This is a genomic window from Paenibacillus sp. J31P316 (assembly GCF_056269105.1).
The window spans coordinates 1,014,836-1,028,133 of the sequence record NZ_JBWDNI010000001.1; the positions used below are offsets into that span (position 1 = coordinate 1,014,836).

The 13,298-nt window shown below is 57.9% G+C and carries 14 protein-coding genes; 4 read left to right on the forward strand and 10 right to left on the reverse strand.

The genetic code is table 11. The features are described from left to right. Positions 1–197: 197 nt before the first annotated feature. From AC0YNU_RS04420 to AC0YNU_RS04445, 6 genes are all read right to left on the reverse strand, one after another. Positions 198–947: a phospholipase D-like domain-containing protein gene (locus tag AC0YNU_RS04420; protein ID WP_475753502.1), complete on the reverse strand. Its 750-nt coding sequence runs from the start codon at positions 945–947 to the stop codon at positions 198–200. A 170-nt stretch (positions 948–1,117) separates the two neighbouring features. Next, positions 1,118–1,534, reverse strand: coding sequence for a VOC family protein (locus AC0YNU_RS04425; protein ID WP_475753504.1), 417 nt, complete (start codon positions 1,532–1,534; stop codon positions 1,118–1,120). Between the two features lie 102 nt (positions 1,535–1,636). Beyond that, positions 1,637–2,074 (reverse strand): hypothetical protein, encoded by a 438-nt coding sequence (locus AC0YNU_RS04430; protein WP_475753507.1) that lies wholly within the window; start codon positions 2,072–2,074, stop codon positions 1,637–1,639. A gap of 220 nt (positions 2,075–2,294) precedes the next feature. Next, positions 2,295–3,776, reverse strand: coding sequence for a protein adenylyltransferase SelO (locus tag AC0YNU_RS04435; protein ID WP_475753509.1), 1,482 nt, complete (start codon positions 3,774–3,776; stop codon positions 2,295–2,297). Positions 3,777–3,860: 84 nt separating this feature from the next. Continuing rightward, on the reverse strand, positions 3,861–4,169 hold the full coding sequence (locus tag AC0YNU_RS04440) for a hypothetical protein (protein WP_475753511.1): 309 nt from the start codon (positions 4,167–4,169) through the stop codon (positions 3,861–3,863). Between the two features lie 38 nt (positions 4,170–4,207). Beyond that, complete coding sequence (locus AC0YNU_RS04445; protein WP_475753967.1) at positions 4,208–5,017, reverse strand: class I SAM-dependent methyltransferase; 810 nt, start codon at positions 5,015–5,017, stop codon at positions 4,208–4,210. A 224-nt stretch (positions 5,018–5,241) separates the two neighbouring features. Between AC0YNU_RS04445 and AC0YNU_RS04450 the strand changes: the two genes are divergently transcribed. Continuing rightward, positions 5,242–6,759 carry an MFS transporter gene (locus AC0YNU_RS04450; protein WP_475753513.1) on the forward strand — a complete coding sequence of 506 codons (1,518 nt, stop codon included), beginning with the start codon at positions 5,242–5,244 and terminating at the stop codon, positions 6,757–6,759. 79 nt (positions 6,760–6,838) lie between these two features. Here the strand turns inward: AC0YNU_RS04450 and AC0YNU_RS04455 are convergent, their stop codons facing one another. From AC0YNU_RS04455 to AC0YNU_RS04465, 3 genes are all read right to left on the reverse strand, one after another. Beyond that, positions 6,839–7,780: a class I SAM-dependent methyltransferase gene (locus AC0YNU_RS04455; RefSeq protein WP_475753515.1), complete on the reverse strand. Its 942-nt coding sequence runs from the start codon at positions 7,778–7,780 to the stop codon at positions 6,839–6,841. A 144-nt stretch (positions 7,781–7,924) separates the two neighbouring features. Next, entirely contained in the window at positions 7,925–8,875 is a 951-nt protein-coding gene (locus AC0YNU_RS04460) for a phosphotransferase family protein (protein WP_475753517.1), read from the reverse strand. A 48-nt stretch (positions 8,876–8,923) separates the two neighbouring features. Next, entirely contained in the window at positions 8,924–9,478 is a 555-nt protein-coding gene (locus tag AC0YNU_RS04465; RefSeq protein WP_475753519.1) for a hypothetical protein, read from the reverse strand. 132 nt (positions 9,479–9,610) lie between these two features. Here AC0YNU_RS04465 and AC0YNU_RS04470 point away from each other — a divergent pair, with 132 nt between their 5' ends. Then, a complete protein-coding gene (locus AC0YNU_RS04470; protein ID WP_475753521.1) occupies positions 9,611–10,303 on the forward strand; it encodes a P-loop NTPase family protein in 693 nt (230 codons plus the stop codon). A gap of 170 nt (positions 10,304–10,473) precedes the next feature. On the opposite strand, the gene AC0YNU_RS04475 is transcribed toward AC0YNU_RS04470, so the two are convergent. Next, positions 10,474–11,334 carry an NAD-dependent epimerase/dehydratase family protein gene (locus tag AC0YNU_RS04475; protein ID WP_475753523.1) on the reverse strand — a complete coding sequence of 287 codons (861 nt, stop codon included), beginning with the start codon at positions 11,332–11,334 and terminating at the stop codon, positions 10,474–10,476. A gap of 391 nt (positions 11,335–11,725) precedes the next feature. Between AC0YNU_RS04475 and AC0YNU_RS04480 the strand changes: the two genes are divergently transcribed. Together AC0YNU_RS04480 and AC0YNU_RS04485 are read left to right on the forward strand one after the other, a co-directional pair. Further along, on the forward strand, positions 11,726–12,508 hold the full coding sequence (locus AC0YNU_RS04480) for an arylamine N-acetyltransferase family protein (protein WP_475753525.1): 783 nt from the start codon (positions 11,726–11,728) through the stop codon (positions 12,506–12,508). A gap of 96 nt (positions 12,509–12,604) precedes the next feature. After that, on the forward strand, positions 12,605–13,243 hold the full coding sequence (locus AC0YNU_RS04485; RefSeq protein WP_475753527.1) for an FMN-dependent NADH-azoreductase: 639 nt from the start codon (positions 12,605–12,607) through the stop codon (positions 13,241–13,243). The last annotated feature ends 55 nt before the right edge of the window (positions 13,244–13,298 follow it).

Sequence of the window (13,298 nt, forward strand, 5' to 3'; positions counted from 1 at the left end):
TTATGTTCGGTCACTCCTTTGATGATTGCAGCAGGGAAACGATCTGGTTTGATTCACTCATTCGACAAATAATCGCAAAACCCTTCGCTCATCCGAAGATCTTGTCGCCTTTTGTCACACGAACAATAAAAAAACCCGCGAACGCGGGCATTGTGGGTATGGCAGTATTCGCGCGTAAGGCAGTCCGTTCTCAGAAATCATGACTCGCAAGCGACGCCGTCGCCGTCGCCGTCCATTTTGGCGCTGTAACCGGGATCGCCTTTATGGAGCGGAGTTTTGCCGGCTGCTTTGGCTTCGGCGCAGCTGCGATAGACGACCGTTCCTCCGGAAGATGCGGCGGGAGCGGTTGACTTCGCGGGACCGGCGGTTCCATCCGCGATCGAAGGAGACACCGCCTCAAAAGCCGCCGTATCCGTCCACATCGCTTCGAATTGGCTCTCGAACGACTTGGCGACGTCGGCATTCCGCAGCACCATCAGCACTTCGTCGTTCTCCGTGCTCGCCGCCTTCGAATAGTTGAACGAGCCCGTCGTCGCCGTTTGGTTGTCGGCGATCGCCATTTTGAGATGCATCAAGCCGCTGTGCTTGTTCAGCTTCATCGGAATGCCAGCGCTGCCCAGCAGCTTCAGCGCTTCCTGCTGGCTCTTGCCGCCTGCCTGGATGCGGTCCGTGATGAGACGGACCTTGACGCCGCGCTGCTTCGCGCGCTTGATGGCATCTACGATGTCCGGCTTCGTCAGGCTATAGATCGCGATATCCAGCGTTTTCGAAGCGTCGTCGATGACGCCGATCAGCAGTTTTTCCGGCTTTTGCCCGGCCTGCGTGAATGCCCATTCCGCATGGATGCCTTCCGCCTCCGGGGCCGTTGCCGAGGGCGATGCGTAGATCGAGCAGCTGGCAAGGAAGACGGACAATAAGGCCGTGAGTACAAATGGGATGCGTTTCATGATGCGGCCTCCTGCATAAGTTTTCCTCCAGTTTACCATGAAACCGCCCTGTGACAACAATGAAGACCCCTCCGCCTGCCGGCAAAGGGATCTTCATTGTCGGCGCCGCTAAGCGTGCGACGTATATCAGTTTTGATCGCATCGGCATTGCTTAATCAGCTTTGCTTTCGTTAGCCTTGAGCGACGGCACTCTCGTCCATGTAGATGACTTCCCACAAATGGCCGTCCACATCCTGGAAGCTCCAGGCGTACATGAAGCCGTGGTCTTGCGGATCGTTCGATATTTGACCGCCGGAGGAAAGCGCCTTGTACACGATTTCGTCCACGCTTTCCCTGCTGGAAGCGGATATGGCCAAAATCACCTCGGTGCCTTTGCTCGCATCGGAAACGGGTTTCTTCGTGAAGGTTTGGAAGTATGGCTCGGACAGCAGCATGACGAAGATATGCTCGCTGATGACCATGCAGGCCGCGTTCTCGTCCGTGAATTGGGCATTGAACCCAAAGCCGACGTCATTGAAGAAATGGACGGACTTCTTGATGTCTTTTACCGGCAAATTAATGAATATTTTATCTGCTTGAATTCCCACAATCAATCACCTCCTCGTCAGGATATCGGATTCGGAAAACCATGTCAAATGACGCCGCTGTCAGGCCCTGCAAGAGAATGGATTCATCGGCCGCGGTATCCTTCATCGCACCACGCGGGCTGCCTTTACGTATTTGCCGCCATTCTCGACGACGAAGGCGCTGTCGACTGCCGTTCCCTTAAGCTCGAACAGCTTGCTGCCTTCCTTCAGCAGGTTGCTGTCGCCGTCCTGCTTGACGTACGGCTGGATCGTCTCCCCTTCCGGAACGGCTATCGCGTCCATACTCGAGATATCCCTTCGGACCTCGCCGATCGGGCTTCCGACCTCTGCCTCTTGAACGATATCGTCGCTGATCGCATAGGTTTGGCCATGGTTCCACACGACGAACGCATAAGCCCACGATGCCGAACTGTTGACCATCACCTTCGGATGGCCGTTGCCGGCATTCCCGTTGGCGCGCTTCTCTTCTGCTGCTCCGCAAGCCGAAAGCGTCAACAGGCTAAAGCCGATCAGGACAACCATGACGAACTTCTTCTTCATTGTGCCGCCTCCTTGTCTGCGCCAGCGTCATCCGAACATTATTCTACAAGACGGAGCGGGGACGCAAAAGGTTGCCTTCTCGCAGCTGAGCGCCGGACTCTTCCGACAAAGAGCCGACGACATTCGCCGCGCATAATGTTCATTGGCAGCAAAAACAGGACAGCCGAGCGCCGACTGCCCTGTTTCGCATGTATAGATGGTTTGAATCAACGCTCCTGCATCAAGTTCCGCAAAAGGTCTGGTACCGCTTGTTCGATGGCGCCGGCGGCGCAGCGTATTCCGCTTGTTCGGCGGCATGCGCGAACGGCTGCGCGAGCGCCTCGAGCAGCCGGTCCATCACGGCGTAATCGCCTTCTTCCACGGCAGCTCGCAGCGCTTCCTCCACCCGGTGATTACGCGGAATGACGGCCGGATTGCTGCTTTGCATCAGCTGCCGCGAAGCAGCTTGCGATACCTGCTGTCGGCCCCGTCTCGCCTGCCATTGCTCCTGCCACCTTTCGAACTCCGTCGTGCCGGACATGGCCGTATCCTCAGGCTTATCGAACGTCAAGGCAACGAACGTATTCGTATAATCCGCCCGATGCTTCTGCATCAGCTCGAGCAGGTCTTGAACCAAAGCTTCATCCTCCGGCTCTTCGCCAGCAATTCCGAGCTTTGCCCTCATTCCCGAGAGCCAATTGCACTGATACTGCTCGATAAATCCCGCCAGCGCATCCTCCGCCAGCTTGACCGCCTGCTCCTCGTCGGCATGCAGCAGCGGCAGCAGCGCTTCCGCCAGACGTGCCAGATTCCATACGGCGATACGCGGCTGATTGCCATATGCGTATCGGCCTTGCGAGTCGATGGAGCTGAAAACCGTTGCCGGATCGTACGCATCCATGAACGCGCAAGGCCCATAGTCGATGGTCTCCCCGCTAAGCGCCATATTGTCCGTGTTCATGACACCGTGGATGAAGCCCGCGAGCTGCCAGCGGGCAATTAGGGAAGCTTGACGCTTGATGACTTCTCGCAGCAGCGTAAGGCTGCGGTCATCGTCCGCTTCCGCTGCAGCGTCAGGGTAGTGCCGCTGCAAGGTGTACGCTACCAAGTCCCGCAACTCCTCGACCGGCCGGCCAGCCGATACGTATTGGAACGTACCGACGCGAATGTGGCTGGCAGCCACGCGGGTCAGAACGGCACCGGGCTGCTCCGTTTCGCGGTATACAGGCTCGCCGGTTTCCGTGACCGCCAGGCTGCGGGTCGTCGGAATGCCCAGCGCATGCATGGCTTCGCTGATGATATATTCGCGCAGCATCGGCCCGAGTCCCGCGCGGCCATCGCCGCGACGAGAATAAGGCGTCCGGCCGGAGCCTTTCAGCTGAATATCGAATCGTTCCCCGGAGGGGGTGATCTGTTCGCCGAGAAGCAGAGCACGTCCATCCCCCAGCATGTTCAGATGTCCGAATTGATGTCCCGCATACGCTTGCGCAAGCGGCATTGCGCCTTCCGGAATCCGGTTGCCGCCAAACACGGCAGCGCCCTCCGGGGTATCCAGCGCCCCCGCGTTCAATCCGAGGGAAGCGGCCAGCGGATCGTTAAACCGCACCAGCTTCGGCGCGTGCACGGGGACCGGATCCTGCCTCGTGAACAGGGCTTCCGGCAGTTGCGCATAGCTATTGTCGATCTTCCAGCCCGGCTCCGGGCTTATTTGATTCGCTGTCATGGTAATCCCTCCTTTTGCTCCTGCAAGCAATCATTATTCCTTGCCGTCCGTAAACGCAGCTTCGAATAGAAGTAATGGGGCCGACTACCCTTCCACTACGTCCGCCTCCAGCTCGCTCGCGACCTCCAGCATCATGGGAATGACGGCTTCATTGGTACCGGATACGTAAATATCGCCCTGATAATGCCGGAATGGAATCTGAACCGCACCGTGGCGCCACATAAAGAAATCCCCTTCGATCGACATCGTCGTAGCACCGGTCACCGTAAATACGGAAGAGTAGGTGAAATCAGGCTTCGTACTGAAATACTGCTTGCATTCCTCAAGCGTGATGGCGGCATCCGGACTGCCGCCCGACTTGATTTCTCTCGTGATGCGATAACGTTGACTCATTGCGAGGCCTCCATAGGATTCCATATTCGATGGATCAGTTATTGTTTTCTGCCGATGTAAAGCAAATGCGAGCCGGTCGCCCCCAGCAAGTAAGGGTCGTCCGCCGATTCGTAGATCAATTCCATTAGCCTGTCCTCTTCGCCGCGCTCTGACCAGTAGGCCCAATTCTCGGTTGTCAATCGTCCGCCGATTCCCGTCGACGATAGTAATTTAACCGTTTCGAAGCCCTGACTTTCAAAGAACGGAAGGACATCCGCAATCTCGAAGAAATACGCACCCGTGAATCGGCCTGGATCCTCATGATTGAATTGACCGGTACGCTTAAAGGCTTCGATCTCGGACATGCGGTCCAGCGGCTTCCACTGCTCTGGCGACATCAAGGCCGTCAACACTTTGCGAATTCGCGGCCTGACAGCCGCGAAGACGATTCCGCCGGGCTTGGTCACGCGGTACAGCTCCCGTACGGCTTTGATCCGGTCTGCCTCCTCCTGCAAATGATACAACGGCCCCAGCATAAGCGATGCGTCGAATTGCTCCGATGCCAGTCCGTGCAGATCCCTGGCGTCTCGAACAAGAAAATCGGCAAAACGATCCTTCAGACCGAGCTCGGAAGCCTTCTCTTCAGCAATCTTCACCTGCTGCGGCGTTAGATCCGCCAGCGTTACCGCGTATCCGCGTTTGGCCAGCTCCATCGCGTATTTCCCCGGGCCGGCGCCATTGTCCAATACCTGTCCGCAAGCGGGAAGATAGGATGAAATAAAATGCCAATTCACCTTAAACTCAAGCGGTTCGCGGTCCAGCCGGCCCCACTCGTCGAACTTCGAATAATACGCGACGACATCGCTCATATCCCAGCCCCCCATCGGTAATTCCAACCATAATAAAGCCTCTTGCGGACATAAGCAACTATCCTGTGCGATCCACGTCGTATTTTTTTTTGCGGCAGCAGCCCCGTCTCCCATCGGCAGTCATGCTATGATTCTCTTCCGGAGCCATGCTATCATAATAATCAGCAAATGATTCTCTTCCGCCAATACTCTCATCAAACTCAAACGCTAGCGAGGAATCTGCTATGCCATTATCCGCATCAAGCAAGAACCCGCGCACCGTCGTTCGCCTGTTATTGGCCGTCACGCTGCTGCGCAGCATGGGACAGGGCGCCGCCCTTGCCGTCACGAGCCTCTACCTGCGGGAGCTCGGCTGGAGCGGCGCCGCGATCGGCGCGGTCATCGCGGGAGCAGGCATCTTCCGTGCCGTGCTGTCCGTGCTCGCAGGCGAAGTCAACGCGCTGCTGGGACCCAAACGTTATTTGCTGGTCTATGAAAGCTTAACGCTGCTTGCGGCGATTCTTGCAGCCGCGACCTCCGTGCCGTGGCTGCTGGCGGCAGCGGTCGTCATGGCCGGACTCGGCAGCGGACATTCCGGATCCGGCGGCCCCGCCGCGCCCATCGAACGCGCCTGGCTCGGCGCGCATGCGAGTGACAAGCAGCGAGCCAGGGCATTGTTCGGCAGCAACGCCTTGTTCGGCTATGCCGGCCTTGGATCCGGCGCGCTGCTCGCTTGTCTGCCCGCATTGTTCTACGGGAGCTCGGAGGGTGCAGGGAGCTTTCGGCTGATCTATGTTTGCACGGCGCTCCTGACGGCCGGCTGTATCTACTGCCTCTTCCGTCTCCAGGGCGGCGGCCGCAAGCCGAAACCGGCGGCAGCGTCTGCAGCGTCTATTACGGCAGAGCCGAAGCCGCTCCCGGAGGCAGCTTCGAGAAGCGGCCATTCACGCCTTCAAGGCCGCAAGCTCCTTGTCCTACTAACCGGGATCATCCTCGTCGTCATCCTCTCGAGCTTGCTGAGAGCCGCCGGGCTTTACGAACTGTCGCTTTTCATTCCGGTCGTTTTCTTCCTGCTTCTGCTTGCGTCCGCTAACTATCGACTGTTCCGCAAACCGCGAACGGAGCGGGAGGCTGCCGGGCGCACCGAAGAGTTCAAGCTGCTCGCAAGCATGCTTGGCGGCGTCACGGCAACGATGACAAGCACCGTGACCGCGTATTGGTTCACGGTCAGATACGGCGTCTCTCCCGGGATGATCGGCGCCGTTATGGGCGCTTCCTTTCTGAGTGCGGCGCTCGTATCGCGGCTCACGAGTCGAAGCTTAAGCAGGACGAGCACGCTGCGAACGATCATCGGCCTCCAGTCGGCCGCGATCGTTCTGCTCCTCGCGCTGCCATGGGTCACGTCCTTCCCGCTGGCCGCCATCATCGAGATTTGCTGCACCGCTTGCTGCCTGGGTACCCGCGGCAGCCGTACGGCGGTCATGATGGAAGACCGCGGCAAAACTTCGCGAAGCTTGCTGGCGAGGCTCAATCTGCTGGTGATTCGATTGGCGGCAGTGTCTTGGCCAGGCGTGTTCGTCGCATTCGTCGCGAAAGGCCACGCGGTGCTTCCTTTCTGCCTTGCGGCAGTCTTTCAAGCGATTGCAGCCATCCTATTCGGCTTGGCCTACCGCCAGGAAGGGCGCCCGGGCGCCGATGCAGCTGCATCTCCTTCCAGCCCACTAGGCCCAACAAGCACATCCATAGAATCGGCCAGCCGCTAAGGCTGGCCGATTCTGTGGATGGCCGATGACGATTCGGATGAGCAGGCAATGCCCCTGCCTTCCCTCCTCTGCCTTCCCGCTAGTCTTCTTTACGCTCGAAAACAACGCGCGACGGCTTATAGACGCGTTCGCGCTGGATCGGCTCCGGCTCGACCATTTTGATCTGCATCTGTTTCTTCGTTTTCCCGGGCGTCGCCTTGGCTTTGCCTTTCGGCTTCGCCTTCGCGTCCGGCTTTACTTTCGCTGCGGATTTGGGTTTGGATTTGGACGGGCCGGCGGAACCTTTCGCCGGTTCGCCGTCTCCGCCTGCTGCCTTCTCCTCTTCCGCCTCTTCGTCCGAAGCGACCGGCGCGGGCTCAATGACATTCTCCGCGCTTTGCCTGGCAAGCATGCCGTCATGCAAGCGCCGCTCCTTGATGCGTGTCGGCTCCTCCAGCAAGCTTCCCGCCAACCGGCTGCATTCCTGCTTCGTGATCGGCTCCTTGACGACGGCGAAATGATACAGGATCTCATCCACCATATTGAGTTGGACTTCCATCAGCCCCATCCGTTCTCCCGGCTCGTACAGCGGCGATAAATACAGCGGGAAATAAAAGAATTCCATGCGCAGCAGCCGGAAATCCATCTCGCTCGGCTCCGCCGGAATAAATTCCGGCGAGAACTGGGACGCCGAGACGATTTCATGATGATGCTCCTTCGGCGTCAAATAATACGGCGTATATTCGTTAAACGCGCTGCGGATCGACGGATTCGCCACATGAATGGCTGCCTGCGCGTGCGGGGCCACGATGCAGACGACCGCCTTATGCTTGCACACCCGGTAAATTTCTTTCATCACGCCGCGAAGATCCTTCGCGTATTCCAAGCTTCGGCATGCGAGCAGGAACGACACCGAATCGTCCTCCAGCGGCAGCCGCTCGTTCAAATCATGCACCAGATCGGGATTTAACGAAGCATCATTGTCGATCCCCATGCAATCGCGGTGTTTGTTCAAACCGCAGCCCAAATCTACTCGCTGCATGCTGCGACCTCCTATTTGCCGAATTTCTCCATACAGACATTGTATGAAGCGGTTCGGCAGCGATATGCCGCGAACGCCGAACCTCTTTGACTCTGCTTGGTTATCCGCGAAGCGTACTTCATCGGACAATGAAGTAAAGACAGCCTAATGGCTGTCCCTCTTCATCCGCAGCAGCTGCAGCAAGTAGTTATCCAATCTCTCGATCATTAACGCTTTCGTCAGCCCGGTGACGCCGAGAGCCGTCCAGCCGCCGTAAACTTCAGGCTCCCAGAATGCAAAATCGATCAGCGAGACGAGATCCCAGTAAGGATCGTACGTAAAAGCGTCTCCCGCATGGCGGCAGTAAGCGGATAGGAACTCGTCGGCAGCCTCCACGCCGTGCAGCAGTGCCAGATTGACGCGACAATGGCCGACATCGACGCCCGTCGGGCCGATGCAGCCGTTCACCCAATCCACAATGCCGCTCACCTTATTTTCTTCCCATAAAATATTGGTCGGATGATAATCCCGATGAATGAAGCGCGAAGGTCCAGCGGGCTGGGGCTCGGCTATGATCGCAGCAGCTGTCTGCCATTGCTCCGGACAGCGCGACCACATGGACGTATCCAGCTTGGAGGCGTCGCAATACCGAAAATAGGTCCACGGCATCTCTTCCGGCTGCACCTCTGCTCGATGAATCGCAGCAAGAGCGCGTCCCATGCCATCCAGCCAGCGTCTCATGTTCGGCGGCGCCAATAGAACCTTGCCAGCAAGCCGGGTCATCAGCACGGCCGGTACGCCGCTCTCGCTTCCGCGTTCGTCGAACGCGATAATCTCTGGCGTCGACACGCCCGCGGCCTTGGCAGCTATTCGCAGGCTATAGGCCTCATGGCGGGCGAGATCGGGTTCATCACGCAGCCAATCCTCGTTATTGAACAGCCGGAGTACCAACGCCTGATTCGCTTCTCCCAGCTGCAGCAGGATTTCGTAGACTAACGATGAAATGCCGCCCTCGAGCCGCTTGACCGCAAGCAATTCGGCATCGGGATGCACGGCTGCGGCAGCCCATTTCAATGCTTGTTGAAGCTTCGGATGATCGTGTTCGTGCTCCACCATGCCATCTACCTGCCTTTTCGGAATTTCCAATGGATTCCTGTCGTTCTATCAATCATAGCCGCCTTCAGCCTCGGGCAGCGCTTTATACGCCGGCTTGCCTTTTACGATGCCTTCGATATAGGTCTGCAAGTCAAGCAGCTTCTGCGCATCTTCCGTTATTCTGCAGTGCTCCGACGTCCAGGTCAGCGACAGCGTATTATCCGCGATCGTAATCGACCAGCTGGCCTGATTATACGGCGTTTGGTCGCAGTTGGAACTTTCCGGTTCCGGTTCCAGCTTCGTCAAATGGATGACATCGATTGCTTTCATCTTCGCGTAGATGGCGCTCATTTCCTCTTCCGAGAGGATAATGTCGGCAGAAGCGGCTCCTTTTACAACCAAGTCCTTGGTGACCGTGTTCTCGTAGGTGTTGATCTCGTCCTTCATTCCATAGCCGTATCGAACGGAGAAATCGAAATCCGCCGGCATCCCTTCGGGCATTCCGTTCTTATGCAAGTCGGTTTGCGACGTCTTCTGGTCCACGGTTACGGCCGGACTTTTTTCAGCTCCGCACCCGGACAAGAATACAACCGCCGTCAATGCGGTCAACATCCATTTTCTCATCATGGTCCCCCCTTCTCTTGTAGACGTAAGGATTCGGCGGATGTTGCGTGATGGAAGGCTTGGAGAAAGGGAATTTCGCCTCTCATGGCGAACGAATAGGCAGCACAGTGAGGAAGGGGTTATGACTAGGACATGCATCTTCATTCGCAGCATTCGATTCGGCCAAAAAGGCTGATCATTATCGACGGCATTCCCGGTTCCGGCAAGACCACGACGGCGAATCGCATCCACGACAGCCTGGCTGCCCAAGGCGTCACATGCCGATGTTTCTTGGAGCAGGAAGAGAATCACCCGCTCCTGCTGCCGAACGTGCAGTACGATGCCCTGCATACTACCGAAGGCGCCGAGCACTTCATCCGGCAATTGACGGACCGGTACAACCGGTTCGTGCAAGAGCAGCTGGACGCCCCCGAAGATGTCGTCATGATCGAGAGCGTCCTGCTCCAGGATACCATCAGCGTATCGCATCTGCAGAAGATGAATCCGGACCAGCTTCGCGGTCTTAGCGATACGCTTCAGCAGATACTGGCGCCGTTGAATCCATGCTTAGTCTACTATTATCACACCGACGTCGAAGGGCAGTGGCGTTTTATTTGCAGCGTGCGCGGCAATGAATGGGGGCCAGTCTCCTTCCAGTCCGACGCCGACTTCGTCGAAGCCGGCGAAGTATGGAGCCGAAGCCAGGCGTTCGTAAGGAAGATTGTCGACGAATGGGCCATTCCGAAGCTTGTCATCGAGAATACGGATTACTTGTGGGCGGACTATGACGCGCGAATTGATGCTTTCGTGGCATCCGAGTTGCAGGACAACAGCAGAAGCAGCTAGATGGGAGATACGAGAAGGAAGGCCTCAAGCTCCTGCCTCTCGCCAAATGAAAAAAAGGACGACCCGATTCACTTCGGATCATCCTTTACGGAGCCGTCCAATGAGCGCGTTCACGTCCGGCATGTGCTCGTTTATCTATTAGCAGCTGATCTATAAGTCGAACCTTCCGCTTAGGATTCCCCGCTCAGCGTATGACGAAACCCTTCGCGCCACGAAGCGAACATCGGCGTCCAGCCGTTTCTCAGCGCTTTGGCATTCGTCGCACCGCGCTCGCCTCTCGCGCCGCCCGTCTCCATCCTCGGAGCCGGGGCGCCGAGGATGTCCGCGTAGACGCGCAGCCACGCCGTGCCGGGCGCAGGGTCGCTGTCCACGATGTTGTACGCGCCGGACGGCCAGCTCAGCGCCAGCACGGCGGCCGCCGCGGCATCCTCGATATGCACGAAGGAGCTGACGCCGTCCGCCATGGCGAGCTTCCCTCCCCGTACTTGCTCCGCCATTATTCCGTTCGGCGCATACCAAGTTCCGCCGCCGTACAGCAAGCCGTACCGCAGCAAGACATGCTCCGGCATCTCCGCCGCCGCGGACTCCAACGCATGAATGCCTTGAACGGTCTGGAGCCGCGGCGCGGGGGCGTCGAGGTCGAGCGGACAGTCCTCCGCCGCCGGCCCGTCGCCGGGCGCATAAGCCCAAGAGATGCTCTGCGCGATCATGCGGCGGGCGCCTGCCGCGCGCGAAGCGTCCACGAGATTGCGCGTTCCTTCTGTGCGAATACGCGCATTGTCCGCCATGTTGAAGCCTTGGAGCGCGGTCAATTGGTGAATGACCGCTTCCGGCGCCGCCTCGGCAAGTGCGTCGAACAGCGCGCCGCGGTCAAAGACGTCCGCCAGCGCATAGGCGGCCCCGGCTTCCTTCAATGCCGCTGCTTGCTCCGGACGGCGAACCAATCCCGTCACCTCATGTCCCGCCGCTATGAGCATCGGAATGAGCGACCGCCCGATGGCGCCGCTGGATCCTGCTACGAATATTCTCATTTCCGCTACCTCCGATATGGGTTAGGATTTCCACCGATTCTGTTTCATACGCAAACTTGCACACTTCCGATATGTCCGCCCCGATGAAACCTACTGGTCTGAACGGCCATTCACCGCTTATAGCGCATCACCTCGTCTTCCCGCTGCGCCAATCCATTCCGGGTTCCGCTTAATTCGACGATACAGCCGCTTCTGATGTGACAATCTCGTGCCTTGCTCTTTTTTCCATCACCGTCAGCCCGAGAACGTGTCACATACACGAGGCGCTATGTCGTCATAGTTCTCGAAGAGCCGGGTAAGCGCTGCTTGGCGCTTCGCTGATTATATTCGCCTTGGCGCGACGGGGCGAGACTGACGGAGAATATCGCATCATGAATTGGAGGATACCTGCATGGATGGACTGAATCGGTTATTTCGTGAACGCATCGGCATGCCGGCGGAAGAACCGCTCGAATTCGCGGGACTGAACCGACTGCTGGAGAAGACGGCAGCGGCGTTTCCCTTTGAAAATATGCGCGTGCTGGACGGCCGGGCCCGCCCGATCACGGAGCCGTACTTGATCAACAAGCTGCTGCTGGAGAAGGAAGGCGGACTCTGCTACGAGCTGAACTCGCTCCTTTATCTCTTCCTGGCCGAAAACGGCTTTCGCGTGGTGCTTACGAGCGGGGTCAACTACGACCGGGACGCGCAGCGTTATCTGACCCTGGGTCGAAGCCATATCGCCGTGCTCCTCGTCTTCGAAGAGCGGCGTTACTTGCTCGACACGGGATTCGGGGCGCATTTGCCGCTGACGCCGGTTCCGTTGACCGGGGACGCCGTCGTTTCCGCGAACGGTAAGTTTCGAATCCAGCCGGAGGACGGCTTTCCGGGCGATTGCAGACTCGAAATGAAAATCAAACATAAGGATACGAAATGGCAGATCGGGTATGCCTTCGACAGCGGGAAACCGATCGCCGGGCTGGCCGAAAGCGAGAAAATTCGGAGACTGGTCACGGAACATCCCGATTCCAAGTTCAATAAGCGGCCGCTCGCCACGAAATTGACGCAGACCGGGAACATCACGCTGACGGACGAAACGTTTACGGAATGGCATGACGGCATCGTGACGAAGGAAAGCATCGACGGCCCGCGCTATCGGGATCTGCTCCGTTCGCGCTTCGGCCTGCGCCCATGAACCCGCAGGCGGGAACCGAACGCGTTCTTCCCCTTTTTTACGATGACGGAGCCGGCAATCGACGCGAATACCACTACCACCTAGGAGGCAGCAAACATGACGCAATTATTGTATATTACCGCTAATCCCAAGTCGCCGGAGCATTCGGTCGGCCTGCAAGTCGGACAAGCGTTTCTTAAAGCCTATCGGGAAGCTTATCCCGACGACGAGGTAATCGTATTCGACGTCTACCGGGAAGCGTTCCAGACGGTCGACGGCGATGTGGTGCGGGCATGGGAGAAATTAAAAAAAGAACGCCTGGACTTCTCCGAGCTGAGTCCCGTCGAAAAGCAAAAAGTGAATGCGCTTCATGAAATTACCGAAATGGCGGCACGCGCCGATAAATATGTGTTCGTCTCCCCCATGTGGAATTGGGGCATCCCACCGCGGCTCAAAGCATTTATCGACGCCTTCGTCATCGTCGGCAAAACGTTCCGTTACGCGGAAGGCGGTCCGGTCGGCCTGCTGTACGACAAAAAAGCGCTGCATATCCAGTCGAGCGGCGGGATTTACTCCGCGGGGCCGACGGCAGCCATGGATCACAGCCATCCCTACCTGAGCATGGTGCTCGGCATCGTCGGTATTCGAGATGTCCAAGCGCTGTACGTGGAAGGCCATGAGCATCAACCGGAGCGCGCGGAAGCGATCGTTCAGGCGGCGATGGAACGGGCCGCAGAGCTTGCCGCAGGCTGGTAACCCGACCGACGCGAAAAATCCCCCTCGAGGGGATTTTTTCGTTGATCGCCAGATC